Source organism: Catellatospora sp. KI3, from assembly GCF_029948125.1.
Classification (GTDB): Bacteria; Actinomycetota; Actinomycetes; order Mycobacteriales; family Micromonosporaceae; genus Catellatospora.
Genome location: NZ_JASAMB010000020.1, coordinates 41,828 through 67,664 on the forward strand (window position 1 = coordinate 41,828; position 25,837 = coordinate 67,664).

The following is a 25,837-nucleotide window of genomic DNA, read 5'->3' on the forward strand; positions in this document are numbered from 1 at the left end:
GGGCCGGTGAGCGATCACTGTAGTCGCCTCGTACGACCGGGTGGAAATTGCTTCTCGCGTTTGCGACCTCGGCCGCAGTCGTTTCCCGAGGGGTGGCCGCAGCCGGGCGCCGCGCCCGGTGCCCCACTAGGGTGACGGCTCGTGGAGCAGACCCCGCCACCCCGCCCCGGTCGCCACGCCCGCCGCAGCCCGCTGCGCCGCTGGTGGCCCGCCCTGCTGCCGTTGCTGCTGGTGGTGCTCGTCGCCGCGGTGTGGACGCTCACCCGCCCGGGCCCGTCCCCGGACCGGCTCGCCGACGCCGCGGGGCCGCCGGCGCAGTCCACCGGCGCCGCCGCCACCAGGTCGCCGTCGCCGCTGCCGTCGCCGCCGGTCGCGGCGTCGCCGTCGCGCTCGCCCCGGCCGAGTCCGTCGGGTTCGGCGGCCGGTGGCGGTGCGGGCCGCCGGTCGGCGAAGAAGGGCGTCAGCGTATGGGAGTTCGCCGGGCTCGGCGCGGCGCTGAAGGACGTGGGCGCGTCCTGGTACTACAACTGGGCGTCCGGCCCGACCGGGGGCGCGGGCGGCTCGGCGGCGTTCGTGCCGATGATCTGGGGCGCGAACTCGGTCAACGACGGTGAGCTGGCCCGGGCCAAGGCCAACGGCCGGGAGCTGCTGGGCTTCAACGAGCCGGACTTCGCCAGCCAGTCGAACATGACGGTGGAGCGGGCGCTGGAGCTGTGGCCCCGGCTGCAGGCGACCGGGCTGCGACTGGGCAGCCCCGCGGTGGCCGTGGGCGCGGACCGGCCGGGCGGCTGGCTGGACCGGTTCCTCAGCGGTGCGCGCGACCGCGGCTACCGGGTCGACTTCATCGCCCTGCACTGGTACGGCTCGGACTTCTCGCCCGCCGCCGTCGACCACCTGCGCGACTACGTGCAGGCCGTGTGGAACCGCTATCACAAGCCCATCTGGCTGACCGAGTACGCCCTGATCAAGTGGGGCCCCGGCGGGGCGGTGTTCCCGACCGACGCGCAGCAGGCCTCGTTCGCGACCCGCTCGACCGCGATGCTGCAGAGCCTGTCCTCGGTGGAGCGCTACGCCTGGTTCGCGCTGCCCACGCCGAAGGAGGGCAACCAGGGGACGGGGCTGTACCGGCCGGGCGCCCTGGCCACGGCCGCCGGCCGGGCCTATCGCGCCGCGGGCTGACCTCGGCCGGGTGGCCGCCGCCGTCGACGGCGGCCACCCGTGCGGTGCTCAGGCGAGAGTGTCCACCGACACCTGCCACAGCCGCTGCGCGGCCTCCGGGTCGAGCGCGTACGCCGCGACCCCGGTGCGGGTGCCCGGCTGGTTCGGCCCGGCCTCGTTGCAGTCCTCGAAGTAGCGCCCGCCGACGCCGCTCAGGTACGGCGCGGTCGCCAGCAGCACCGAGGTGGCCGCGCCCTGCTCCGGCGTCTTCCACTGGAAGTCCCCGCTGCCGGTCGCGCTGCGCAGCCGGGCCAGGTCCTCGTCGGTGATGTGGCGCTGGAGGTTGGTCCGGATCCCGCCCGGCATCAGCGCGTTCACGGTGATGCCGTCGGCCGCCCAGCGCCGCTGCGCCTCGACGGCGAACAGCACGTTGGCCGTCTTGGACTGCCCGTACGCCGCCCACGGCTCGTACTCGCGCTCGCGGAAGTGGATGTCCTCGAAGACCACGGGCGAGCGCAGGTGCGCGGTGGAGCTGACCGACACCACCCGGGCGTCGTCGGCGGCGGCCAGGGCCGGGTGCAGGCCGGTGGCCAGCGCGAAGTGGCCCAGGTGGTTGGTGGCGAACTGCAGCTCCCAGCCGCGCGAGGTGCGGGTCTCCGGAGTGGCCATCACGCCCGCGTTGTTGATCAGCAGGTGCAGCGGGCCGTCCCAGCCGTCGACGAACGCGGCCACCGACGCCAGGTCCGTCAGGTCCAGCGCGGTGACGTGGATGTCCTTGTTGCCGGTGGTCGCGGTGATGTCCTCGGCGGTGCGGGCACCGGCGGCGGTGTCGCGTACGGCGAGGGTGACCTGCGCACCGGCTCCGGCCAGCGCCCGCGCGGTCTCGATGCCGATGCCCGAGGCGCCGCCGGTGACCACGGCCCGGCGGCCGGTGAGGTCGATGCCCGCGGCGACCTCGGCCGCGGTCGAGGTCGCCGAGAACGGCGTGGTGATTCGCTCAGTCATGATCTTCCGTCCTGACTCGTCCGTGCCCCTCCACCAGTTACGATGCTATAAGCGGAGGCAGCTCCGATACGACCGACAGTAATCGGAGGTTGCTCCGTTTTGCAACCGGGCCCGCCGCTTCGACAATGAACGCTCCGGCGCCGCGCCGGAGCAGCACCCCGAGGAGGGCAAGTGTCGGCCAGCACCCGCCCGCTGCGCGCCGACGCGCAGCGCAACCGCCAGCGCCTGCTTGACGCCGCGGCCCGGGCCTTCGCGCAGGAGGGGCCGGACACCACCCTCGACGCCATCGCCAAGGAGGCCGGGGTCGGCATCGGCACCCTCTACCGCCACTTCCCGACCCGCGAGGCGCTGGTCGAGGCCGCCTACCGCAGCGAACTCAACCGGCTCTGCGACGGCGTGACCGACCTGCTCCAGAGTTTGCCGCCGGACCGGGCGCTGCGGGTGTGGATGGACCGGTTCGTGGAGTACATGACCACCAAGCGGGGCATGGCCGACGTGCTCAAGGCCGTCATCGCCTCGGGCGGCAACCCGTTCGCGCACAGCCGCGACCGCCTCGTCGGCGCGGTCGACACCCTGGTCGCGGCGGGCGCCGCCGCAGGACTGCTGCGCGCCGACGTCGCCGCCGAGGACGTGCTCACCGGCCTGAGCGGGATCTCGCTGGCCACCGGCGACCCGGGCCGCCGCGAGCAGGCCGGGCGCCTGCTCGACCTGCTCATGGACGGCCTACGGCACCGCCCGGCCTAGCCCGCGGTGCGGGCCAGCACCGCCTCGGCGACCGCATCGGGCGCCTGGTCCGGGATCCAGTGGCTGACCCCGGCGACCTCGACGAACCGGTAGTCGCCGGTCACGTGCTCGACGCAGCCCTCCGCCGCGGCCCGGCCCACGGCCAGGTCGCCGTCGCTCCACACGAACGTCGTCGGCACGCTCACCGGGCCCAGCCGCCCCATGCCGTGGAAGTCGCCCGCCCGGTACCAGTTCAGCGCCGCCGTCAGCGCGCCCGGCTCCCGCATCGGCGCCACGTACGACTCGACGGACTCGGGCGGGCAGCCGGTGAACACCGCCCGCAGCCGCTCCGCGTCCTCGCTGAGCAGCAGGTCCTCGGCCACCCCCGGCTGCCGGAACAGCTGGATGTACGCCGAGCGCCCCTGCTGGTCGGCGTCACCGGTCAGCGCCGCGAGGTAGGCCGCCGGATGCGGCACCGACACCGCCGTCAGCGTGCGCACCCGCCCCGGATGACCGGCCGCCAGGTACCAGGCGATCACCGCGCCCCAGTCGTGGCCGACCACGTCAGCCCAGGGCACGCCCAGCTCGTCCAGCACCGCCAGCGCGTCGGCGACCAGCTCGTCCACCCGGTACGACTCGACCTCGCCGGGCCGGGCACCGGGGCTGTAGCCGCGCTGGTCCAGGGCGTACGTGCGCATCCCGGCGGCGTTCAGCCGCGCCACCACCGCGTCCCACTCGCCGGAGTGCTGCGGAAAGCCGTGCAGCAGCAGCACCGGCCGCCCGTCCTCGGGACCGGACACCGACACGTCGAACTCCAGACCCCGCGCGTGTACCAGCATGTGATGACCCTATCGGCGCGGCTGTCCCCAGTGGAGTCCCATCGCTCATCGCGCGGGCAGCAGCCGGTCCTTGGTCACCGACAGCCGGACCGTGTCGCCGTCGACCCCCGCGACGTCACCGGCGGGGGCGTACCAGGTGTGGCGGCGCAGGCCGCCGTGGTGGATCTTCAGGTAGCCCTCGCGGAGCAGCCCCTGGGCCAGCTCGCCGGGCACGTGCGGCTCGTTCGCCTCGGGGTCGAGCACCACCCCGAGCAGGCCGTGCGGCTCGCCGCTGACCTGGCCCTCCTCGGTCACCGCCAGCGGGTCGCCCAGCTTCACGTCGACGACCTCGCCGAGGTCGGCACCGGCGCTGTCGTACACCCGCATGCCTTCCTGGACCTGCGCGATCGGACCCTGGCCCGGACCGTCCTCGATCGTCACCCCGGCCACCCCCTTCCACCTGCGAGTCTGCGCGCCCTCGCGGCCCCGGTGGCCGCGATCGGCGCAAACCGGCGGCCCTGCGCGTGCCGCCGGGCGGCGCGGGCCTACCGTGATCAGGTCGGCGCCGCGGTGGCGCCGGGTGACCGGGAGGTGCGGCGGTGCTGCTCAAGGGCAAGAACGCGATCGTGTACGGCGCGGGCGGCGCCATCGGCGGCGCGGTGTCGCGCGCGTTCGCCGCCCAGGGCGCGACCGTGCATCTCGCGGGCCGCACCCGGGCCGGCCTCGACCGTGTGGCCGAGAAGATCCGGGGCGAGGGCGGGGCCGCCGAGCCCGCCGTCGTGGACGCCCTCGACGAGGCCGCGGTCACCGAGCACGTCGACGCGGTGGCCGAGCGCTTCGGCAGCGTCGACGTGACCATCAACCTGATCTCCCACGGCGCGGTGCACGGCAGGCCGCTCACGGAGATCAGCCTGGCCGAGTTCGAGGCGCCGGTCCGCACCGCGATCCGCAGCAACTTCCTCACCGCCCGCGCCGCCGCCCGGCACATGGCCGCCCGGGGCTCCGGCGCCATCCTGCTGTTCGGCGGCTACGGCGACCCGCTGCCCAACCTCGGCGGCATGCAGGTGGCCTTCGGCGGCCTGGAGTCGCTGCGCCGGGCGCTGGCCTGCGAGCTGGGCCCGCGCGGCGTACGGGTGATCACGCTGCAGACCGCGGGGGTGCCCGAGTCCATCGCGGCGGGCACGCCCGGCCGCGCCGACGTCACCGCCGCGATCGAGGCCCGGACCATGCTCGGCCGGGCCGCGAGCCTGGCCGACGTCGGCAACGTGGCCGTCTTCGCCGCCTCGGACGCCGCCCGCAGCATCACCGCCACGTCGCTGAACATCACCTGCGGGGCCGTGCCCGCCTGAGCGTGCTCACGAGCGGCGGTAGGTGCCCACCCAGAACAGCGAGAAGATCGCGATCACGGCCAGCGCGGTGCCGAGGACGACCAGCCCGTGGAAGTGCAGCAGGAACTCCACCCCCAGCAGCGCCGCCGCGGGCAGCACGCCGAGCCCGACCATGACGGCGAGCTGGGCGGCGCGGGCGACCCCGTGCTGCCACAGCTGCTGCCCCAGCGAGCCGGTGCCCTCGGCGCGCCAGACCGGGGCGCCTGCGGTGGTGTCGTCGGTGAACGGGTCGCCGGATCCGTTGGACTGGGCCCAGCCGACGCCGGTGCCCAGGCGACGGCCCAGGGCGGCGCGCATCCGCGCGTCCCAGCTGCGCTGGTAGCGCACCGACAGCACCAGGTAAAGGCCCAGCCAGACGATCGCGACGGCGATCTGCACGGCTACCGACAGCGTCATGGCGCGACAGCTTACGTTCTCCCGCCTGGCCTGTCGACGGGCTCAGTCCAGCCGTCGTCGGCCATCCTGGTGGTGTGTCGCGGCTCCGGCGGTCCGGAATTGTCCGGGCGGCCTCGTACCCTGTGCGGATGCGATCACTTCGGTACTCCATCAATATCACCTTGGACGGATGCTGCGACCATCGCGCCGGTATCGCCGACGAGGAGCTGCACCGCCACCACGCCGCGAACCTCAGCCGGGCCGACGCGCTCCTGCTCGGCCGGGTGACCTACGAGATGATGGAGGCCGCGTGGCGGCCGCGGGCGGCCGAGCCCGACCAGGCGGACCCGTTTGCGCGGACGATCGACGCGGCGAAGAAGTACGTCGTGTCGAGCACCCTGCAGCAGGTCGACTGGAACGCCGAACTCCTGCGCGGGGACCTGGGCGAGGCCGTTTCCCGGCTCAAGCAGGAGCCGGGCGGGGAAGTGCTGGTGGGCGGCGTGCGGCTGCCGTTGGCGCTGGCGGAGCTGGGCCTGATCGACGAGTATGAGTTCGTGGTGATACCCCGGATCGCCGGACACGGGCCGACGCTGTTCGCGGGGCTGTCGAAGTACGTCGACCTGAAGCTCGTGGGCCGGCAGGAGTTGGACTCGGGGGCCGTGGTGCTGCGGTACGAACCCAAGAGGTAGCCATCGGGACGCCGCCGGAGGCGAGCGGACACTGGCGGCGAAACTGCGGGAAACCTTCAGCCGGCGTTCAGCATCCGTGAGGCATGCTTGGCCGTAGGCCACTGCACGCGAGGAGCGCGATGTCCGCCACCGAAACCGTCACCGTACGCCCGGCGCGCCGCGTCGGCCGTCCGCTGGTCTTCTTCTCCGTCCTGGTCGTGGTGCTGGGCCTGCTGTTCGGCGTGCCCTGGTGGACGCTGCTGCACTCGGCCGCGCACTGGCCGGCCCTGGTCGGGGCGGCCGGGTCGGTGCTGTTCGGCGCCGCGCTGCTGTCGTTCCCCGCGCTGATGTTCTACGGCCACGGCCGCCGCGTCGACTGGGCCGCCCGCATCGCCGACACCATGCTCGGCGTCGTCTGGGTGCTGTTCGTGTGGTCGGTCTTCGGCAACGTGCTGCGGCTCGGCCTGACCGCGGCAGGCGTCGCCGACCCGGTCCGCTCCCGCCTCGTCGCCGCGTTCACGCTGCTGGTCAGCGCCGTCCTGATCGCCTGGGGGTATGTCGAGGCGATGCGGGTGCCGAGGGTCCGCCGCGTCGAGGTGGTGCTGCCGCGCCTGGGCCGCGAACTGGACGGGCTGAAGGTCGCGCTGCTGACCGACACCCACTACGGGCCGATCGACCGGGAGCGCTGGTCCAAGGGCGTCACCGAGGTCGTCAACAGCCTGGACGCCGACATCGTCTGCCACACCGGCGACATCGCCGACGGCTCGGTCGACCAGCGCCGGGCCCAGGCCGCGCCGCTGGGCGACATCCGCGCCCGCGACGCCCGGGTGTACGTCACCGGCAACCACGAGTACATGGGCGACGCGCAGAACTGGCTGGACCACATGACGGAGCTGGGCTGGGAGTCGCTGCACAACCGGCACGTGCTGGTGCGCCGGGGTGGGGACACGCTGGTGGTGGCGGGCGTCGACGACCGTACCGCCAAGTCCTCGGGCCGACCCGGGCACCAGGCCGACCTGGCCGCGGCGCTGGCGGGCACCGACGGCGACCTGCCGGTGCTGCTGCTGGCCCACCAGCCGCAGCAGATCGGGGCGGCGGTGGCCGCGGGGGTGGACCTGCAGATCTCCGGGCACACCCACGGCGGCCAGATCTGGCCGTTCCACTACCTGGTACGCGTCGACCAGCCCGCGGTGCAGGGCCTGACCCGGCACAGCGCGCAGACCCAGCTCTACACCAGCCGCGGCACCGGTTTCTGGGGTCCGCCGCTGCGCGTGTTCGCCCCCAGCGAGATCACTCTGCTCACACTGCGCGCGGCTTAGGTCTGGCCGTGACGAGCGTCGCGTTGCGACGATGGGTACATGAGTCAATGGACCCTGGCGGGGGTGGCGACGGCGGTCGCGGCGGCCGTGTTCGTGGTGCTCGGCTTCCTGTGGTGGCTGCGTGACCGGGTGGACCGCAGGGCCGGTGCGGCCGTCGACGTGGCCGCGATCGATCCGTACTACGCCGTCGTCCGGGGGAACGCCTGGTACCGCGCCGACGGCGACGTGAACGAGGCGGTGGCCGCCGCCCTGCTGGGGGCGGGGCTGATCGAGATCAGTCCGGAGGGCCTGGTCACGGCGACGGCGGCGCGGGACGTTCCGGCGCACCCGGTCGAGGCGGCGGCGCTGGAGTTCCTGCGCGGCCACGACGGCCCGGCGGGGTTGAAGGAGCTCACCTGGGACGCCGACCAGCGTCGCCGGCGCGAGGAGTTCCGGCGTGAGCAGGACGCCCGGTACCCCGGGCTGGCCCGCGACGAGAACGACGTGCTGCAGCTCGCCGCCTACGGGACCGCGGTGCTGCTGGCCGCCTTCTTCGCCGTCCAGGTGACCTTCCTGCGCGACGGCGGCCCCACCGGCCTGGGCGACCTCGTCGGCCGGTCACTGGTGCTGCTGCTGCTCGGCCTGGTCTTCACCCTGCTGCTGGTGCTGTTCACCGGGATCTCGTGGCCGGTGCGGCGCGATCCGCTGCACGACCTGTGCGCGGGCCTGCTGCCGCATCCGGCGGTACGGGCGCTCGATCCGCGACAGCGCGAGCTCCTGCGCGCCGGTACGGCGTACCGGTTCCCGTTCGAGATCGAGCACGAGGAGCGGGAGCGCAACCGGTACACCAGCGACACCGACGGGGCTTTCTAGTCCCAGCAGAGGCAGAACGGCTTGCCCGCCGGATCGGTGTAGACGCGCCAGTTCTCTCCGGCGATGAACAGGGAGGTCGCGCCGAGCTCCAGCACCGCGGCCTCGGCCGCGTCGACGTCGTCGACCGTGACGTCGAGGTGGAACTGCTGCGGGTGCGCGGGGTCGGGCCAGCGGGGCGCCTGGTAGTCGGCGACCTGCTGGAACATCAGCGGCTGGGCGCCGTCCTCGCCGATCATCGCCATGCCGTCGCCCTCGTAGGTGACGGGCTTGCCGAGCAGTTCGGCGTAGAAGGCGCTCAGCTGCTTGGCGTCGGGGCAGTCGAGCATCACGCCCGCGAGCGCGGGCTGCGGCTGCTCGGCGGACAGGCACAGGTCGAACGGGTGCCCGGCGGGGTCGGCCAGGGTGTACCAGGTCTCGTTGCGGCGCAGCAGCCGCGCGCCCAGCTCGACTGCCCGCGCTGAGGCGGCGTCGAGGTCGGGCACGCGCAGGTCGAGGTGCGCCTGCTGCGGATGTGCGGGGTCAGGCCACTGCGGCGGCACGTGGTCGGGGCTGAGCTGGAAGCCGAGGCGCCAGCCGTCGCCGGTCCCCACGACGACCCAGTCGTCGTCGGCGTACCGCTGGGTCCAGCCGCACAGCTCGGTGTAGAACGCGGCGAGCCGCTTGATGTCGGGTGCGTCGAGCACCACTCCGCGCAACGTGCCGATCATCGGCATCTCCCTTCGCCACCGCCCATCATGCCCGCCGGGCGGTGGCGGTGGTGCCGCGCCGCCCTGATCGGCGCGGCACCACCATTCCGTCGATCATGAAGTTATGGCGGCGACACGCCGTCGAGCCGTGCCATAGGTTCATGATCGACGGGGTTCAGGGGTCCCGGTCAGGGGAGGATCCATTTCTGGTTGGCCTGGGTGTTGCAGGACCAGATCTGGAGGCGGGTGCCGTCTGCCGAGGACTGGCCGGTGGCGTCGAGGCACTTGCCGGACTTGGGGTTGGTGAGGCGCTGGGTGGAGGAGTTGTAGGTCCACTGCTGGTTGGCGTTGCTCGCCGTGCAGTCCCAGATCTGGATCTTCGTGCCGTCGGCGGTGGCGCCGCCGGTGACGTCCAGGCACTTGCCCAGGGCGCGGATGGTGCCGTCGGTGCCGACGGTCCAGGTCTGCGCGGTGGTGCCGTTGCAGGTGTACAGCTGCACGGCGGTGCCGTTGGCCGAGCTGGCCGCGGCCACGTCGACGCACTTGCCGCCGATGCCGGTGATCCGGCCGGTGCGGCCGCCGCCGGGCGGCGGGCTCGACGGCGGCTGGCTGCCGCCCATGACCGTGTCGTAGATCGCGCTGACCAGCGAGGTCGAGCCGGTGGTGTCCTGCGACAGCTCCCAGTTCATGATGCCGCCCGCGTTGGCCATGGCCCACTGGGTCTTGGCCTTGATCGTCGGGATGCCGTTGTAGCACTCCTGCGACCCGTTGACCGTGACGCAGTCGCGGTTGGCGTTGGCCGGGTCCATGGCCACCAGCTGCGAGTACGTGTAGTAGGTCGGGCGGCTGTAGAACGGCACGCCCAGCACCGCCTTGCTCGCGGGCAGGCCGCGGCCCTTCCAGAAGTTGACCGCGTTGATGGACCAGTTGTAGTTGGCGTGCGGGCTGCCGCCGTCGTAGGCCATGATGTTCAGCCAGTCGACGTAGCCGAAGACCGAGGTGGGCACGCCGTTGGCGGTGTTGCCCTCGGAGACGACGGCCGCGGTCAGCAGCTTGCCGTTGTTGTGCAGGGTGGTCGACAGCTGCTGCATCAGCAGGGCGTAGTTGCTGCCGGAGGTGCCCGGGTCCGGGTACTCCCAGTCGATGTCGACGCCGTCGAGGCCGTACTGGTTGACCAGGCCCATCACGCTGTTGACGAACGTGGTGCGCCCGCCGCTGCTGGCGGCCAGGCTCTCGAACCCGGAGTCGTTGCCGTCGTTCCAGCCGCCGACGGCGATGGAGACCTTGACGCCGTTGGCGTGGGCCGAGGACACCAGCGACGACAGCTTCGACGGGTTGTCGAGCGCCTGCAGGGTGCCGTTGCTGTTGGGCAGGGCGAACGCGTAGTTGATGTGGGTGAGCTTGCTGAACTGGATGCTGCCCACACTGCCCGCCCAGGAGGGCATGTAGCCGACGCTCTTGAAGTTGTTCGGGAGCACGACGGCGTTGGCGCTGGTGGCCGGGAGCAGTGCGGCGGTGGCGCCGGCGGCGGCGGTCACCAGGGCGACAGCGGCGGCGGCCCAGCGGCCGCGACGTACCCGCTGTTGGGACGATTCGGACATGTCTGTCCCCTTCGGAGATCCGGTCGGGAAAGGTTGTCCGGGATGAGGAAGCGGCTCGTCCCGAGCTTCGCAGCAGTTTAGTAAACTTAACTATCTAATGCAACCGAAGTGTTATCCGATGTGGATCGAGCTGTTTCGAGAGTCGTGCCCCCGGCCGGTGCCCGAGCCATAGGCTTGGGCTCTGCCCAGGGAGGGAAAGAACAATGGCGTTCGGTCCGTCACTCACCGAGCTGTACCTGCACCGCATCCGCGCGGGCGGCTTCACCGCCGCCGAGCTGCTGCCGCCGACGCGGGTGCCGCCCGTGATCGAGTCGTTCTACCGGCACCGGTGCCTGGCCCGGCCGCTCTTCTTCGACCACGACGAGCACACCCGCCTCGTAGGCGACCTGGCCGCCGTGCACGAGGCGCTGGTCCGGCTGCCGGACCTGCTGTTCGGCGGGGACCTCGCCGCGTTCGCGCGGGCCGTGGGCCTGTCGCCGGATGAGACCGAGCTGGTGGTACGGACCCAGGCCGGCCACCCCGTCACCCGCTACGGCCGCGCCGACGTCTACGCCGACGACACCGGCCCGAAGCTGCTGGAGTACAACGTCGGCTCCACCGTCGGGCTGGTCGAGGCCGGGCTGCTCAACGAGGCGCTGCTCGCGCATCCGGTGCTCGCCTCGTTCGCCGCCGAGCACGGCCTGGGCTACCCCGACATGGTGGGGGAGTGCCTGGCCAGCATGCGCCTGGAGGTCGGCCTGCCGCCCGACAGCACCCCGACCGTGGCCATGGTGTTCCTGCCCGCGGACCTGCCCGACAACGAGGAGCCGCTGCGCCGCTGCGCCGACCTGCACCGCCGCCACTACGGCGTGGACAGCGTCCCCGTGCACGTCGGGCAGCTGGACTACCGCGACGGGCGGGTGTGGGCGCAGGGCCGCCCGGTGGACGTGGTCTACCGGTGCTTCCTGCTCCAGCAGGCGGCCACCCGGGCCGGGCGGGAGCTGGTGGAGCCTTTGCTGGCCGCGGTCGAACGCGGTGAGGTGCTCATGTTCACCCCGCCGGGCTGCCAGGTGTTCAGCTCCAAGGCCGCGCTCGCGCTGCTGTCCCAGCACGCCGGGCTGTTCGAACCCGGGCTGCGCGAACGGCTGCGCCGCTTCGTGCCGTGGACCCGGATCTGCCGCCCCGGCGACGTCGAGCTCGACACCGGCATGCTGGCCGACCTGCGCGAACACGCGATCGAGCAGCGCGCGGAGCTGACCCTCAAACCGGCCTTCCGGCACGGCGGCAGCGGCGTGCTGCCAGGCTGGCAGACACTGCCGCCGCAGTGGGCGGCCCAGCTCGACGAGGCGCTGGCGCAGGGCGGCTGGGTGCTGCAGCGCCGCGTCCACCCGCAGCCCCAGCTGGTGCCCGCGCCCGACGGGACGCTCACGCCGTACACGATGAATCTCGGAGTGTTCTCGATGCCCGCCGCCCCGGCCGGCTACGGCGGCACCGCGCTGCGGGCCGCGCCGGTCGCCCGCGACGTGGCCGTGCTCGGCATCTACACCGACCCGTCGGTGCTGCTCGGCTGCGCCATGCACCAGCTCGCGCCGGCCCAGTGACCTGCGCCGCCGCCCCGCGTTGACCATGACGGCGACCGGGGCGGCCCGGTGCGGGCGAGAGGCGGAGCATGACCACCATCGGGTTCATCGGCAGCGGCAACATCGGCGGCACCGTGGCCAGGCTCGCCGTGGCGGCCGGCTACGACGTGGTGCTCAGCAACTCGCGCGGCCCGCAGACGCTGGCCGACCTCGCCGCCGAGCTGGGGCCGCGGGCGCGGGCGGGCACCGTCGAGGAGGCGGCCCGCGCGGGCGACCTGGTGCTGGTCAGCGTGCCGCTGCACGCGTACGACAGCATCCCGGCCGCGCCGCTGGCGGGCAAGGTCGTGATGGACACCAACAACTACTACCCCGAGCGCGACGGGCAGATCGCGGTGCTCGACGACGGCAGCACCACCAGCAGCGAGCTGCTGCAGCGGCACCTGGCCGCCTCCCGGGTGGTGAAGGTGTTCAACAACATCTACTACAAGCACCTGGGCTCGCTGGCGCGGCCGGTCGACGCGATCGACCGCAGCGCGCTGGTGGTGTCCGGTGACGATGCGGAGGCCAAGCTGGCGGTGATCGCCTTCCTGGAGGCGATCGGCTACGACGGCGTGGACAGCGGCCCGCTGGCCGAGGGCGGGCGCCGGCACCAGCCGGGCACACCCGCCTACGGCACGCCGTACGGGCCGTTCGAGGACGAGAAGGGGCGCCCGGCGACCAAGGCCGAGCTGCGCCAGGCGCTCGAAGCCGCCTGAGCGGCGGGTGCGGGCACTCGACCGGCAGCGGCGCGCCACGATCGGCTGATGGCTTAACGCGCGTTCCAGCGTGCCCCGCGGCGCCTGCCGGGTTACGGTCGCAGGCATGAGTGACGTGACCCGCGACGTTTTCGACGACAAGGTGACCGCCTGGCGCCAGTGGCAGGACGCGCCCTGGGGCCGCCTGCGCTACACGCTGGCCGAGCACAACATCGCCCGCCACCTGGACGGCCGCAGGCTGCGCATCCTCGACGTGGCCGGCGGCAACGGGGTCGAGGCGGTTCGCTACGCCGCAGCCGGGCACCAGGTCACCCTGGTGGACTACGCGCCGCAGATGCTCGCCTCGGCCCGGTCGCTGGCCGAGTCCACCGGCGTCGGCAACCGGGTCACCGTCATCGAATCCGATGTGGCCAAGCTCGTCGACGTCGTCGAGGCCGGCTCGTACGACCTCGTGCTGTGCCACAACCTGCTGCCGTACGTGGCCGACGTGGAGTCCACCCTGGCCAGCGTGCTCGCCCCGCTGCGCCCCGGCGGCCTGGCCAGCATCATCGCCGCCAACGCCCACTCCGAGCCGCTGCGCATCGCCATCCGCGACATGGACCTCACCGCGGCGTACGAGTCACTCGACGCCACCGAGCGCTACACCCAGACCTTCAGCACCCCCGTCTACCCGCGCACCGCCGACGACGTGTCGGCCGCGCTGCGGCGGCTGGGCTCGGGCGTGCTCGGCCACTACGGCATCCGCTCGGTCTGCGACTTCATCCCCGACGACGAGCGCAAGTACGACGCCTCGTTCTTCGCCGAACTGGAGCGGCTGGAGCTGGCGCTGACCGACCGGATGCCGTTCCTGCTCACCGCGCGCCTGTTCCACCTGATCGCCAGCGCCCCGGTCGAGTGACCGTCACAGCTGGGTCAGCACGTTGAACTCCAGCCGGTCGGCTTCGGCGAGGTAGATGCGCTGGCAGGCGTGGCGCCGGTGCATCGTGATCTCGCCGCGCGGGCCGTCGTAGCGGACCGTGTCGGCGCCCGCGCCGATCGCCCGCACGTCCAGCGTCCGCGCCTGGTTGATCAGCGCGGCGAGCAGCAGCACGCCCTCGTAGCAGGACTCGCCGAGGCTGCCCAGCTGCGGTGCCTCGATGCCGAAGCGCCGCGCGTACTGCCCGTGGAAGTCGAGGTTCTCCGGGGTGACCAGGCCGGAGAAGAAGCCGGCCGCGCTGAACAGGCCGCGGGTGGCGCCCGCGCCGCTGGCCATCAGCATGTTCTCGTCCATCAGTGTGCTCAGTCGCAGGCAGTGCTGGTCGAGCCCGGCCGCGGCGAACGCCCGGTTGAACCGGACCGCGTCGTTGCCGACCAGCAGCATCAGCACCGCGTCGGCGCCGCTGTGCTCGACGCGGCGCAGCACCGGCCCGAAGTCGTGCACGCCCAGCGGCAGGAACGCCTGACCGACGAGCGACGTCGCGGTCTGCGCGGCGTAGCGGTGCGCGGCCGCGGCGGTGCGCCTGGGCCACACGTAGTCGTTGCCGACGACGAACCAGCGGCGCACCCGCTTCTCGCGGGCCAGCAGCCGCATCGCCGGAAGCAGCTGCTCGGCGGGGGTCTCGCTGGTCAGGAAGACGCCTTCGGCGCGCTCGCCGCCCTCGTACAGCGCCGTGTACACGTACGGGACGCGGTGGGCGATGCGCGGGGTGAGGGCCTGGCGGACCGAGGAGATGTGCCAGCCGGTCACGCCGTGCACCGCGCCCAGCGACACCAGCGACTCGACCTCCCGGGCGACCTGCTCCGGCGGGGCGCCGCCGTCGACGGGCACCAGCGACAGCTCGCGGCCGAGCACGCCGCCGCCCCGGTTGACCTCCTCCACCGCCAGCTGGGCGCAGAACTCGCAGGTCGGACCGAAGATGCCGGCCGGTCCGCGCATCGGGAAGACCAGCGCGACGTGGACCGTGTCGCCGAGGGTCGCCGCACCGCGACCGGGTCGTCCGGGGACGATCAGGCCGGGCGGCTGCGGGGGCGGCTCGGGCATAGGGCCATGATTCCGTGGCCGGTGCGTGAACTCCAGCGGTACGGCCAAGCTGCGGCCATACCTTGATTCGAGCGGACACGGGTATCCGATTGGACGTTGTCGACCTCGATGACGTAGTCTTACGGAGCCGACGCGGGGTGGAGCAGCTCGGTAGCTCGCTGGGCTCATAACCCAGAGGTCGCAGGTTCAAATCCTGTCCCCGCTACGAGAAGTCGAGGGCGCTCACCGTTCATCCGGGTGAGCGCCCTCGCCTGTTGTGGGCGGTCGTCGGCGTCCGCAGGCCGTCGCGGGACCGCGCGAAGCGGCAGCAGGATGCCCTAACATCGATGTGCATGGACACCCCGAATGTGGCCAGGATGTACGACTACTACCTCGGCGGCACCGAGGCGACCCCCGTCGACCAGGCGGCAGCCGAGCAGGTGCTCGCAGCCGTGCCCCAGGTGCGGATCGCCGTCCAGGAGAACCGCGGGTTCCTGGAGCGGGTCGTCACCCGGCTCGCGGCGGCGGGCATCCGCCAGTTCCTCGACATCGGCAGCGGCCTTCCGACACAGCGCAACGTGCACGAGATCGCGCCACCCGGTGCCCGAGTGGTCTACGTCGACTACGACCCGTACGTGGTCGACCGCAGCCAGGCGCTGCTGGCCGACGTCGACGGGGCGACATGCCTGCTCGGTGACGTGCGGGAGATGGCCGACATCCTCGATCGGTGCGGGCTCGACTTCTCCCGGCCCGTCGCGGTGCTGATGCTGGCCGTGCTGAACTTCGTCGGTGACGAGGACCACCCCGCGGGTCTGCTCACCCTGCTGCGCAAACGGCTCGCCGAGGGCAGTCACCTGGCCGTGTCGCACGGCGCCAGAGAGGACGCCAACCCCGTCGAGGAGATCGAGACGGGTTACCGGCGGACCAGCGGCCAGGCGGTGCTGCGTACCCGGGAAGAGGTCCTTGATCTGCTGGCGGGCTGGCAGGTGCAGGAGCCCGGGGTGGTCTACGGCGCCCAGTGGCCGCACGCGGACGCCGAGCCGGGCACCCGGCTCACCTTCGCGGTGCTGTGCAGAGTCTGACGGCCGCCCGGCGACCGCGGGTTCGGATCCTGTCCCCGCCAGGAGAGAACCGGCGGCTGGCGGCCCGTTTTCCGGCAGATCGGGAAACGGGCCGCCGACGGTCGTGCCGCGTTCGCCGCGTTCGCCGAACGCCACTGCCGCATCGGAGATCGTCGCAGCTCAACTGGCATCCTCTGGAGCTGCTGTTCGCTCTTCGCGCAGATCTCCTCGCCCGGACCACAGCCTGGACACAACCCAGGCAAGGCGGTCCTGGAACCGCGGCTCGCCCTTCGGGCCGCGAAGAGGGGAGAACCCATGAGAGTCCTAGCACCACCCCGCCGAGTACGCCCTACCGCGATCAGCGTGGTCGCCGTCCTCACGGCCCTCGCCGTCGCGGGCGCGCCCGCTGCCGTCCCGCAGTCGACGCCCGACCTGCGGCCGGTCGCCGCGACCACCACCAGCGTCTACCGGATGAACGCGGGTGGCCCCGCCGTCACCGACTCCATCGGCCGGCTCTGGCGCGCCGACGAGTACGCCGTCGGCGGCGCGTCCCACACTGTCACCAACACCATCGCCGGAACCGCCGACCAGGCCCTCTTCCAGTCCGAACGCTGGGGTATGACCGGCTACGACATCCCCGCCGCCAACGGCACCTACACCCTGCAGCTGCTGCTGGCGGAGTTGAACCCGGCATCGGGTACGCGGATCTTCAGCGTCACCGCCAACGGCAGCCCCGTGCTCACGAACTACAACATCGCCGCCAACGTCGGCAACTACCGCGCCGTCGTGAAAGCCGCCACGGTCACCGTCACCAGCGGTGTCCTGTCGCTGCGATTCACCGCCAGCGCCAACTCCGCCAGTGTCACGGGAATCGAGCTGCTGTCGGACACCACGCCGTCGGCGGAGGCGATGCCCGTCGGCGACCTGGCCGGCTGGCGCCAGATCTTCGCGGACAACTTCGCCACCCCCGCCGCAGTGGGCAGCTTCCCCGGCACCGCCTACAACGGCACCTGGCGTGTCTACCCCGACGGCTGGTCGGACACCTCCCACCACGGCACGTACTACCCGTCGAAGGTACTCAGCGTGGCCGACGGCGTCCTCAAGATGCACCTGCACACCGAGAACGGGGTGCACATGGTGGCCAACCCCATTCCGAAGCTGCCCGGACTGAGCAACGGCCAGACCTACGGCCGCTACTCCGTACGGTTTAAGGCCGACTCCATCGCTGGATACAAGACCGCGTGGCTGCTGTGGCCCGACAGCGAGGTGTGGCCCGGCGACGGAGAGATCGACTTCCCTGAGGGCAACCTCAACGGCACCATCAGCGCCTTCATGCACTTCGCCGATCCCGCCGGCGGGCAGAACGGCTACTCCACCAGCGCCACCTACACCAGCTGGCACACCGCGACCACCGAATGGTCACCCGGCAAGGTCACCTTCCTGCTCGACGACGTGGTCGTGGGTACGTCCACCACCAAGGTCCCCAGCAAGCCGATGCACTACATGCTCCAGACCGAGACCTGCCTCGGCTCCTGCACCACCCCGGACAGCTCCACCGGCGACGTCCTCGTCGACTGGGTCGTGGTCTACGCCAAGGCCTGAGCACGACCGGGGCGCCCCGACCGGGCGCCCCGGCTCCTCCGCGCATCCGATCGACGGGTGCCGCCTCGCGTCCTGCCCTCACCTCACCGGGAGAACCCGTGCACATCAAACGGTCCACAGCCAGATGGCTGGCCATCGTTCTCGCCGCAGCCGGACTGGCTGCCGTCCCCGCGACTGCCGCTCACGCCGGATCATGCGGCACCAACCGCGTCATGAACATCGTCGCCCACGAGGACGACGACATCATCTTCATGAACCCCGACCTGCTCGCTGACACCGACGGCAGCGCCTGCGTCCGTACGGTCTTCCTGACCGCGGGCGACGCGGGCGGCGGCAGTGACTACTGGCTGCGCCGGGAGGCGGGCGCCAAAGCCGCCTATGCCACCATGCGGCAGGTCGCCGACGCCTGGACCAACACCGACATGACCGTCGCCGGCAAGCGGGTACGCCTGTCCACGCTCGTCGCGGACACCGCCGTCAGTCTCGTCTTCGTCCGCCTGCCCGACGGCATCGACGGCTCGGGCACGAGCACCTACCAGCACCAGAGTCTGCAGAAGCTCTGGGAGCAGAGCATCGGGTCGGCCACCGCCGTCGACAACGGCGCGACCTTCACGAGAACCGAACTGCTCAACGTCCTGCGCACCATGCTGGACGACTTCGGCGCTCGCCGGGTCCGCCTGCAGGACTATCTCGGAGCCGTCGGCCCGGTCGGGCAGGACGGCGCCGACGACCATCACGACCACCGGGCCGGAGCGCGTTTCGGGTACGAGGCCCAGCGGCTGATGACCACGCCGCACACCACCACCGGTTACCGGGGCTATCCCGTCAGCGCCGACCCGGCCAACGTCACCGGAGCCGCGCTGGCCACGAAGAAGGCCGTCTTCTACGCGTACGCCGCGCACGACGAGAACACCTGCGCCGACGACGCCGACTGCGTCGGGAAGGGGTACGACGAGTGGCTGCTGCGCCAGTACCGCCTGCCACCGCCGTACTCCTGGACCGTGGGCGCCCCGGCGTACACCGACCCGGCCGGCAACCCGGTCGACCTGGCCAACCTGCGCCCCGGTCAGACCGCCACCGTGTCCCTGCGTGCCACCAACACCGGCACCGAGACCTGGAGCAGCACCGGCACGCATCCGATCCGACTGGGCACCAGCAGCCCGAACGACCGCACCAGTCCCCTCGCCACCAGCGGTTGGCAGAGTTCGACCAGGCCTGTCACCGTCCCGGGCACCGTCGCGCCCGGCCAGTCGGTGACTCTTTCCTTTCCGATCGCCGCCCCCGACGCCGACACTTCCGGCACCGAGCGGTTCAACCTCATCGCGGAGGGCGTCACCTGGTTCACCGGCGCCGAATTCTCCTTCACGTACCGGGTGAAGCCGTTCGTCGGCATCGCCGCGGCACCGACCGGCGGCTACTGGCTGACCGCCACGGACGGCGGCGTCTTCGCCGCGGGCGGGGCCCAGTTCTACGGTTCGAAGGCCGGGCAGCCGCTCAGCGCACCCGTGTCCGGCATCGCGGCCAGCCCCACCGGCCGCGGTTACTGGCTCGCCGCCCGTGACGGCGGTGTCTTCGCCTACGGCGACGCGCAGTTCTACGGCTCGAAGGCCGGGCAGCCGCTCAACGCGCCGGTGGTCGGCATCGCCGCGACCGGGTCCGGGCACGGCTACTGGCTTGTCGCGGCAGACGGCGGCGTCTTCGCCTACGGCGATGCGCCGTTCGTCGGCTCGATGGGCGGGCAGCCGCTCAACGCCCCGGTCGTCGGCATCACCGGCACGCCCAGCGGCCGTGGCTACTGGCTCGCCGGCGCCGACGGTGGCGTATTCGCCTATGGTGACGCCCAGTTCCACGGCTCGATGGGCGGTCGACCGCTCAACGCGCCCGTCACCGGGATCCTCGCCCGCTCGGACGGTCACGGGTACTGGCTCGTCGGCGCGGACGGCGGCGTGTTCGCGTACAACGCCCCTTACCTCGGTCGGGTCACCGCAGGCGGTCGTGTCATAGCCATCACCCGCGACGAGGCCGAGGGGTACCGCCTCGCGTCCTCCGCCGGGACGGTCACCCCGATCCGCGCGGTCCAGCAGGTCGTCGGCACCGCCGGTACACCGCTCGGCACCTGGGCGGCCACCGCCGACGGGAAGGTCATCGTGGTCGACGGTGAGGTCGCCCTCTACGGCTCCATGGCCGGTCAGCCGCTCAACCGGCCGATCGCCGGTATCGCCGCCACCCCGTCCGGTCGCGGGTATTGGCTCGTCGGTGCCGACGGTGGTGTCTTCTCCTATGGCGATGCCCAGTTCTACGGCTCGAAGGCCGGGCAGCCGCTCAACGCACCGGTCGTGGGGATCTCGGCGACCCGTACCGGCCGGGGGTACTGGCTCGTCGGTGCCGACGGCGGTGTGTTCGCCTACGGCGACGCCGGGTTCGCCGGCTCGATGGGCGGCCGTCCTCTCAACGCCCCGGTGGTGGGCATCGCCGCCACCCCCTCTGGCAACGGCTACTGGCTGGTCGGCGCCGACGGCGGCATCTTCGCCTTCGGCAACGCCGGGTTCCACGGTTCCATGGGCGGCCGACCGCTCAACGCCCCGATCACCGGAATCCTGGCCCGCCCGAACGGGCAGGGGTACTGGCTGGTGGGCGGTGACGGCGGAGTGTTCGCCTTCGACGCGCCGTTCTACGGCAGCCTCGGCGCCACCGGCTCCTCCGGGCGGGTCGTGGGCATCAGCGGCCGTTCCGACGGCGGTTACGCGGTAGTGACCGAGTTCGGCCGGGCCACCTCGTTCGCCGCGCCCCAGCGGATCGGGGTCCTCGTCGGCGACCACTACTACGTCAAGGAGGGCTCGCTCGGTGCCGGCTGGGTCGACGAGTTCGCGCCGGCGATCGCGGGCGCGATCGCCGGTGACCGGATCGTCGTCATCGACGCCAACCGGGACCTGTGGGCCAAGGACGGTGCCCTCAACGCGGGCTGGGTCAAGATCGGTTACAACGTGGTGTCGGTGAGCGCGTCCGGCAACCGGATCGGCGTACTGTCCGGCAACGGCCACTACTACGTCGAAGCCGGTCCGCTGGACTACGGCGGCTGGACCGACGTCGGCTACGGCGTCACCGCGGGCTCCGTCGCGGGCAACCGGATCGGCGTGCTGTCGGGCAACGGCCACTACTACGTCCGCGAGGGAGCCATCGACGCGCCCCTGGTCGACTACACCGGCACCTTCGTCGCCGGGACGATCACCCCCAACCGCGTGATCATCGTCGACAACCAGGGCCGTGCCTTCGCCAACGAAGGGGCCACCAGCGCGCCCTTCACCGCTGTCGGCACCGGCGTCCGGTCCGTCGCCGCCGCCGGACAGCGCCTCGCCCTGGTCACCACCGGACGTACCGCGACTCTGCGCGAAGGCGGTCTGACCGCGTCGGAGACCGTCATCCATACCGCCGCCGACGCTGTGGTGCTGTCCCCCTACCGCGTCGGAGTGCTCACCGCGGGCACGTTCCTCGTCCAGGAGGGCCGGCCCACCAATGCGTGGACCGTCCAGTGGGCACCAAACACCCCCGGTAATCCGGCGCCTGTCTCGGCGGGCGGTCTGACCGGGTAGGGATCACCGCGCCGGTGGGGACGGGCCAGCCGCTCCCACCGGCACGTCCGCGGCGGGATCCGCCCCGGTCACAACCCGGCCAACCGGTCCCGTACCCGATCACCGTGCGGATGCTGCAGCTCGTCGAAGATGGTCAGCGCCCGCCGCCACGCCATGCCGGCGGCCTCGGTGCGGCCCGCCGCCAGGTGGGCGTCGCCGATGTGCATCAGCGTGTCCGCCTCGTAGTACGGATGGCCGTGCTCCCGCCAGATCCGCATCGCGTGCTGGAAGCACTCGATCGCCCGGTCGGCGTCGCCCAGATGCAGGTGCGCGAACCCGATGCTGTCCCACGCGTCACCCTCGCCCAACGGCACCCGCATCGCCTGCTGGAGGACCAGGGCCGCACGGCAGTACGTCAGACCGTCCGTGTAACGACCCAGCTGCGAGCTGTGCCAACCGACTGCGTTCAGCGCATCCGCTTCGCCGCCCTTGTTCCCGGCGGCCTGGTACACCGTCAGTGCCTCATGGGCGTGCCTGAGCGCGTCCTCGCTGCGGTCGGCGTGGGCTTTGGCCCGTGCCAGTCCCATCAGGCTGCGACCTTCGCCGAGCTGGTCGCCCGCGTCGCGGTAGAGCCGGACGGCCTCCTGCAGATGCGCGTACGCCTGGTCATATTGGGTGAGCTGGATCCGGGCCCGCGCCGCGCCGCCGTGCACCCGGGCCACGGTCCGAGCGTTCCCGGTCCGCTGGGCGGCGGCCAGGGCGACCTCGTGCAACGCGACGTTCTCCCGCCAAAGCCCCCGCTTGTCGAGGTGCAGCGCGATGACATAGGTCAGTTCCGGGGCATAGGCGTCGAAGCCGCTGGTCGCCGCTGCCCGGATCAGCCGGGCGAGCACGGGCAGTTCGGCGTCGACCCATCGGTTGGCGTCGGTGACGGTGGGCATCTCCTGCGGGCGCACTCCGCTCACGCTGTTCTTGCGCTCGACCCGCATGGTCGGGTTGATCTTCAGGGCGGCGGCGATGGCGGTCGTCAGGTAGTGCTCGAACATGCGGATCCGGGCGTCATGGGACCGAGGTGGGTCGGCGGCGGCCAGTTCCTCGGCGTAGAGCCGGATGAGGTCGTGCAGCGCGTACCGGTCGCCCCAGCGGTGCAGGAGGAGATTCGCCTGAGCCAGGCGGTGCAGTGCTGCCGCGGCCTCTTCGGGTGAGGTGTCGGCGAGGTCTGCGGTCGCGGGGACGGTGATCTCCGGCCCGGGATGGGCGCCGAGGAGCCGGAACAGGATTCGGTCCGAGTCGCTGAGCGCCTCGTACGACAGGGTGAACACGGAGCGGGGATCGAACTGGTCGTCGTGGGGGCCGAACATGTCGAGCCGGCGCCGTCGGAGCTGGTCGCGTTGGGAGGTCAGGGTGGCAGCGGGGTCGTGGGCGGCTCGGGCGGCGACGACGGACAGGGCGAGGGGGAGTCCTCCGCAGAGGTCGACGAGGTCGAGGGCGGCGGAGGGGTCCGCCTGGACGGCGCCGGTGCCCAGCCGTGCGGTCAGTAGCGAGAGCCCGTCTTCGGTTGTCAAAGGGGACAGGTTCAGGCGCAGTGCCTGGATCGTGGTGTGCAGGCCGGTGAGCTGATTGCGGCTGGTGACCACGACGAAGCAGGCGGACGTGCCGGGAATCAGGGGGCGGACCTGCTGGGCCGTGCGCGCGTTGTCGAGCAGGATGATCATTCTGCGCTGGGCCAGCAGCGTTCTGAGCAGGCCGAGGCGTGCCGGGGTGGTCTTCGGCAGTGCCCCCGCCATGACGTTGAGTCCTTCGAGCAGCGCGGTGGCGGCCTCGTCGGTGTCCATCGGCCCTTCGGTGCGGTCATAGCCATGGAGGTCCAGGAAGAGCTGGCCGTCCGGGAACTGCTCGACCAGCCGGTGGCCGAGCAGCGTCGCCAATGTGGTCTTCCCGACCCCGGGCATGCCCTCCATGACCACGACCGGGGTCGCCCCCACCGCCCGGGGCTGCTCCGTGTACGCGGCCAGCAGCGCCAACTGCTCGCCGCGTCCGGTGAACCCGTCCGGAACCGGGGGCAGCTGGCGAGGTATGTGGCCCGCCGGCGTGGACGGCGCCTCCGGCCTCGGCTGCTGTCCGCTGTGGCGGGACCGGGCTGCGGCCCGGTCCGTCGCCGCCTCCTCGGCGTAACGCCGGGCCCTCGTCTGATCGTCGCGCGTTCCACCGCAGGCGCGGACCAGCGCGGCTGCCATGTCACCGCTGGGTACGCGACTGCCTTTGTACACCTCGCTGATATAGCCCGCGGAGGTCTTTCGCCCCCCGGCTGACGGAATCCGCGCGGCCATCGCGCGAAACGTCGGTGAACCGGCGCGTAATCGTAGTTCGGCCAACAACTCCAGCAGCGACCGTCCGTACCCCGTGGGCCTATCCCCATCCGCGCGGCGTGCGACCACGGGTCCACCATACCCAGCCGGGACAATGAATGTCATCGCTGACGATGTCGCGGCGCTGGATCGGAAATACGTCACTGGCACCGGACGCGCATTGAATAGCCATACGCGGACCCCGCTGAATGGATGTTTCACCTCTTGTCGTCGCAGGTGGTGGCCGTGCCTCGTTTCGGGGAAAGTGCAAGGATCCGGGTCTGGATTCGAGCACTCCCCCCGAGAACGCGGCAGCGGTCACACGGTCAGCGGGAGTAGCGGTAGACGGCGATGCCCTCCGCTGTGGGACAGGTCAGCATCGTGCTGCTCCAGGAGCAGAATCGAGCGGGAGAGGAGAGTTCCGCCAGCTTGAGCGACTCTCGCGTGGCCAGGTGAAAGCCGGACACGTTCCGCTGGTCGAAGACGAGGAGATCGCCCGACTCCATCCACATGGCGCTGCCCTCGATCTCGGACAGCGTGCTCCCGTCCATACCGAGCACCGTCGTATTCTGCCCACTGACCAGCAGCCCGTGGGCTGATGGGATCACGTCGTCTGCCTGGGTGGGAACCTCGACCCGCCACACCGTCTGCCCGGCGACGGCGTCCACCATGGTCACGACGGCACTCTCGGTGCCCTGGCTCACCGCGTTGCAGAACCGCCCGGCCACCGCGCACGGGTGCAGCTGCGAAGCACCGGCGGCTAGGGTGCCGCCGACCGGCGCGGCCGATCCGTCCAGCGGCATCCGGTTGAACGTTCCCGCGACGAACTGGTACAGCCAGCCGTCGACCGCGAACTCCTGACGGCGCAGGTCGCTCGGCAGCACCGGCATCGTCAGCTCCTTGGCGACGGTGCCGGTGGCGGCGTCGCGCACCTGCACCCTCCCGTCGGTGAGGTGCAGCACGACCTTGCCGCCGGCGGTAGGTCCGTCAGACCAGCCATGGACCGGGTAGTACTCCGCCAGCTTCCGGACCGGGTTGATGCCGCCCTGCACGGCTCCGACCTCGCTGGTCCAGCGGGCTTTGCCGGTACGCAGATCGAGGGCCTGCACGGTGTGCTTCTCCTGGCAGCCGAGGACGATCACGTCGTCGAACAGCGCCCACTCGCAGTCGTTGAAGTTGTACGGCAGCGTCCAGGCGATCTTCCCGGTGTCCGGGTCGACCGCGACGACGGTGTCGCTGCCGTCCTTGACCAGCGGATTGCCGAAGCCCTGCTCGGTGAGCAGCAGGATGGCCCCGGCCGACACCTGCATGCCGTTGGTGTCGCCGAACTTGCCCAGCGACAGCGGCGGCCACAGCGCCCGGCCGGTCGTCAGATCGACCCCGCCGACCCACTCGGTGGCGTCCTCGGCCATCCACATCGCGAAGGAGCGGTCGCCGACGGTCGCGCTGAGCGCGAACCGGGTGGGGGAGTCGTACCGCAGCACCGGCGGGGCGGCACCGTCGAACGGGATGAAGGGGGAGTCGGCCGGGGGCACCGGTCGCAGCGGCTCGACCTGCGCGGACGGGGCCAGCAGCAGGCGCATGCCCAGGGCCGTGCCCAGGACGGCGAGGCAGGCGGCGACCAGCGTGAGCGCGTTGCCGCGGCGGCGCTGCCGGGCCCGGTGGCGGATGCCGTCGAGGGTGGGGGGCTGCAGCGTGTCGGCCCGGTCGGCCAGCTTGGCGTAGAGCCGGTCCAGATCAATTGACATGGCTGCGATCTCCCAGAGCTGCGGCCAGGCTGGCTCGACCGCGGGCGAGCCAGGACTTCACCGTGTTGACCGATACGGACATCTCGGCGGCGATGTCGGCCACCGACTGGTCCAGCAGGTAGTGCAGCGCCAGTGCCCTGCGCTGGTCGACGGGCAGCGTACGCAGCGCCGCGACGAGGCTCATCAGCTCCTCGTCCGGTGGTGGCACCACGTCGGGTTCGGGCGGCTGCGCCGCCCTGCGTACGCGCAGCCGCCGCCACCAGTCCGTGGCCAGCCGGGTCACCACCAGCCGCAGCCACGCCTCGGGGTTGTCGTAGCGCTGCAGGGTGGGCCAGCGCTGCCACGCGCGGGCGTACGCCTCCTGGGTGAAGTCCTGCGCTTCGGCGAGACCACCGGTGAGGCCGTAGGCCAAGCGCATCAGCCTGGGGGCGGTGCCCCGGTAGAACGCCTCGAAGTCTGACACTGTCACCTACAGGACACGGGGCGCCGCCGCGCCAGGTTGCACCCATTCCACCAGGCACGATCCGCGCGGCGGAGGCCGGGTTCCCCGAGACGGCCGGACGGCGGGCGCCGCCGGGCTCAGGGTGCGCTACGGGTCCAGGC

General features: G+C 71.9%; 22 protein-coding genes and 1 tRNA gene. 13 read left to right on the forward strand and 10 right to left on the reverse strand.

All coding sequences use genetic code 11. The features are described 5' to 3' along the window. Positions 1-141 precede the first annotated feature (141 nt). The gene (locus QEZ54_RS27370) at positions 142-1,179 is read left to right on the forward strand and encodes a glycoside hydrolase family protein (RefSeq protein ID WP_281307603.1); all 1,038 of its coding nucleotides are present in this window, start codon (positions 142-144) and stop codon (positions 1,177-1,179) included. Positions 1,180-1,227: 48 nt separating this feature from the next. Here QEZ54_RS27370 and QEZ54_RS27375 read toward each other — a convergent pair whose 3' ends face one another. Next, positions 1,228-2,163 carry an SDR family NAD(P)-dependent oxidoreductase gene (locus tag QEZ54_RS27375; RefSeq protein ID WP_281307604.1) on the reverse strand — a complete coding sequence of 312 codons (936 nt, stop codon included), beginning with the start codon at positions 2,161-2,163 and terminating at the stop codon, positions 1,228-1,230. Positions 2,164-2,334: 171 nt separating this feature from the next. Between QEZ54_RS27375 and QEZ54_RS27380 the strand changes: the two genes are divergently transcribed. Next, positions 2,335-2,907 (forward strand): TetR/AcrR family transcriptional regulator, encoded by a 573-nt coding sequence (locus QEZ54_RS27380; RefSeq protein ID WP_281307605.1) that lies wholly within the window; start codon positions 2,335-2,337, stop codon positions 2,905-2,907. On the opposite strand, the gene QEZ54_RS27385 is transcribed toward QEZ54_RS27380, so the two are convergent. Continuing rightward, positions 2,904-3,725 carry an alpha/beta hydrolase gene (locus QEZ54_RS27385; RefSeq protein WP_281307606.1) on the reverse strand — a complete coding sequence of 274 codons (822 nt, stop codon included), beginning with the start codon at positions 3,723-3,725 and terminating at the stop codon, positions 2,904-2,906. The two genes, QEZ54_RS27380 and QEZ54_RS27385, sit on opposite strands and share 4 nt — an antisense overlap. Before the next feature lie 45 nt (positions 3,726-3,770). Further along, entirely contained in the window at positions 3,771-4,145 is a 375-nt protein-coding gene (locus tag QEZ54_RS27390) for a hypothetical protein (RefSeq protein WP_281307607.1), read from the reverse strand. 158 nt (positions 4,146-4,303) lie between these two features. Between QEZ54_RS27390 and QEZ54_RS27395 the strand changes: the two genes are divergently transcribed. Next, entirely contained in the window at positions 4,304-5,053 is a 750-nt protein-coding gene (locus QEZ54_RS27395; protein ID WP_281307608.1) for an SDR family oxidoreductase, read from the forward strand. 6 nt (positions 5,054-5,059) lie between these two features. Here the strand turns inward: QEZ54_RS27395 and QEZ54_RS27400 are convergent, their stop codons facing one another. Further along, positions 5,060-5,488: a hypothetical protein gene (locus tag QEZ54_RS27400; RefSeq protein WP_281307609.1), complete on the reverse strand. Its 429-nt coding sequence runs from the start codon at positions 5,486-5,488 to the stop codon at positions 5,060-5,062. A gap of 128 nt (positions 5,489-5,616) precedes the next feature. On the opposite strand from QEZ54_RS27400, the gene QEZ54_RS27405 reads away from it, so the two are divergent. The 3 genes from QEZ54_RS27405 to QEZ54_RS27415 all read left to right on the forward strand — a co-directional run bounded on the left by QEZ54_RS27405 (position 5,617) and on the right by QEZ54_RS27415 (position 8,306). Beyond that, positions 5,617-6,156: a dihydrofolate reductase family protein gene (locus QEZ54_RS27405; RefSeq protein WP_281307610.1), complete on the forward strand. Its 540-nt coding sequence runs from the start codon at positions 5,617-5,619 to the stop codon at positions 6,154-6,156. Positions 6,157-6,275: 119 nt separating this feature from the next. Further along, entirely contained in the window at positions 6,276-7,454 is a 1,179-nt protein-coding gene (locus QEZ54_RS27410) for a metallophosphoesterase (protein WP_281307611.1), read from the forward strand. Positions 7,455-7,493: 39 nt separating this feature from the next. Next, positions 7,494-8,306: a hypothetical protein gene (locus QEZ54_RS27415; RefSeq protein WP_281307612.1), complete on the forward strand. Its 813-nt coding sequence runs from the start codon at positions 7,494-7,496 to the stop codon at positions 8,304-8,306. Here the strand turns inward: QEZ54_RS27415 and QEZ54_RS27420 are convergent. Both QEZ54_RS27420 and QEZ54_RS27425 read right to left on the reverse strand, forming a co-directional pair. Then, on the reverse strand, positions 8,303-9,013 hold the full coding sequence (locus QEZ54_RS27420; protein WP_281307613.1) for a VOC family protein: 711 nt from the start codon (positions 9,011-9,013) through the stop codon (positions 8,303-8,305). The genes QEZ54_RS27415 and QEZ54_RS27420 overlap by 4 nt on opposite strands. A 167-nt stretch (positions 9,014-9,180) precedes the next feature. Beyond that, on the reverse strand, positions 9,181-10,593 hold the full coding sequence (locus QEZ54_RS27425) for a glycosyl hydrolase family 18 protein (protein ID WP_281307614.1): 1,413 nt from the start codon (positions 10,591-10,593) through the stop codon (positions 9,181-9,183). 203 nt (positions 10,594-10,796) lie between these two features. On the opposite strand from QEZ54_RS27425, the gene QEZ54_RS27430 reads away from it, so the two are divergent. The 3 genes from QEZ54_RS27430 (at position 10,797) to QEZ54_RS27440 (ending at position 13,805) form a co-directional block, all read left to right on the forward strand. Continuing rightward, positions 10,797-12,173 carry a hypothetical protein gene (locus QEZ54_RS27430; RefSeq protein ID WP_281307615.1) on the forward strand — a complete coding sequence of 459 codons (1,377 nt, stop codon included), beginning with the start codon at positions 10,797-10,799 and terminating at the stop codon, positions 12,171-12,173. A gap of 68 nt (positions 12,174-12,241) precedes the next feature. Further along, positions 12,242-12,907 (forward strand): NADPH-dependent F420 reductase, encoded by a 666-nt coding sequence (locus tag QEZ54_RS27435; protein ID WP_281307616.1) that lies wholly within the window; start codon positions 12,242-12,244, stop codon positions 12,905-12,907. A 106-nt stretch (positions 12,908-13,013) separates the two neighbouring features. Further along, positions 13,014-13,805 (forward strand): methyltransferase domain-containing protein, encoded by a 792-nt coding sequence (locus QEZ54_RS27440; RefSeq protein ID WP_281307617.1) that lies wholly within the window; start codon positions 13,014-13,016, stop codon positions 13,803-13,805. A gap of 3 nt (positions 13,806-13,808) precedes the next feature. On the opposite strand, the gene QEZ54_RS27445 is transcribed toward QEZ54_RS27440, so the two are convergent. Further along, on the reverse strand, positions 13,809-14,927 hold the full coding sequence (locus tag QEZ54_RS27445; protein WP_281307618.1) for a substrate-binding domain-containing protein: 1,119 nt from the start codon (positions 14,925-14,927) through the stop codon (positions 13,809-13,811). Between the two features lie 131 nt (positions 14,928-15,058). Between QEZ54_RS27445 and QEZ54_RS27450 the strand changes: the two genes are divergently transcribed. The 4 genes from QEZ54_RS27450 to QEZ54_RS27465 all read left to right on the forward strand — a co-directional run bounded on the left by QEZ54_RS27450 (position 15,059) and on the right by QEZ54_RS27465 (position 21,159). Then, positions 15,059-15,132 (forward strand) — tRNA-Met (locus tag QEZ54_RS27450). A 127-nt stretch (positions 15,133-15,259) separates the two neighbouring features. After that, entirely contained in the window at positions 15,260-15,988 is a 729-nt protein-coding gene (locus tag QEZ54_RS27455) for an SAM-dependent methyltransferase (RefSeq protein WP_281307619.1), read from the forward strand. A 342-nt stretch (positions 15,989-16,330) separates the two neighbouring features. Further along, positions 16,331-17,569, forward strand: a complete 1,239-nt coding sequence (locus tag QEZ54_RS27460) for a malectin domain-containing carbohydrate-binding protein (protein ID WP_281307620.1) — start codon at positions 16,331-16,333, stop codon at positions 17,567-17,569. Between the two features lie 212 nt (positions 17,570-17,781). Continuing rightward, positions 17,782-21,159, forward strand: a complete 3,378-nt coding sequence (locus QEZ54_RS27465; protein WP_281307621.1) for a PIG-L family deacetylase — start codon at positions 17,782-17,784, stop codon at positions 21,157-21,159. A gap of 68 nt (positions 21,160-21,227) precedes the next feature. On the opposite strand, the gene QEZ54_RS27470 is transcribed toward QEZ54_RS27465, so the two are convergent. The 3 genes from QEZ54_RS27470 to QEZ54_RS27480 form a co-directional block, all read right to left on the reverse strand. Further along, entirely contained in the window at positions 21,228-23,576 is a 2,349-nt protein-coding gene (locus tag QEZ54_RS27470) for a tetratricopeptide repeat protein (protein WP_281307622.1), read from the reverse strand. Between the two features lie 236 nt (positions 23,577-23,812). Continuing rightward, complete coding sequence (locus tag QEZ54_RS27475) at positions 23,813-25,234, reverse strand: PQQ-binding-like beta-propeller repeat protein (protein ID WP_281307623.1); 1,422 nt, start codon at positions 25,232-25,234, stop codon at positions 23,813-23,815. Beyond that, entirely contained in the window at positions 25,224-25,703 is a 480-nt protein-coding gene (locus QEZ54_RS27480) for a SigE family RNA polymerase sigma factor (protein WP_281307624.1), read from the reverse strand. The genes QEZ54_RS27475 and QEZ54_RS27480 overlap by 11 nt, the downstream gene beginning before the upstream one ends. Positions 25,704-25,837: the final 134 nt, after the last annotated feature.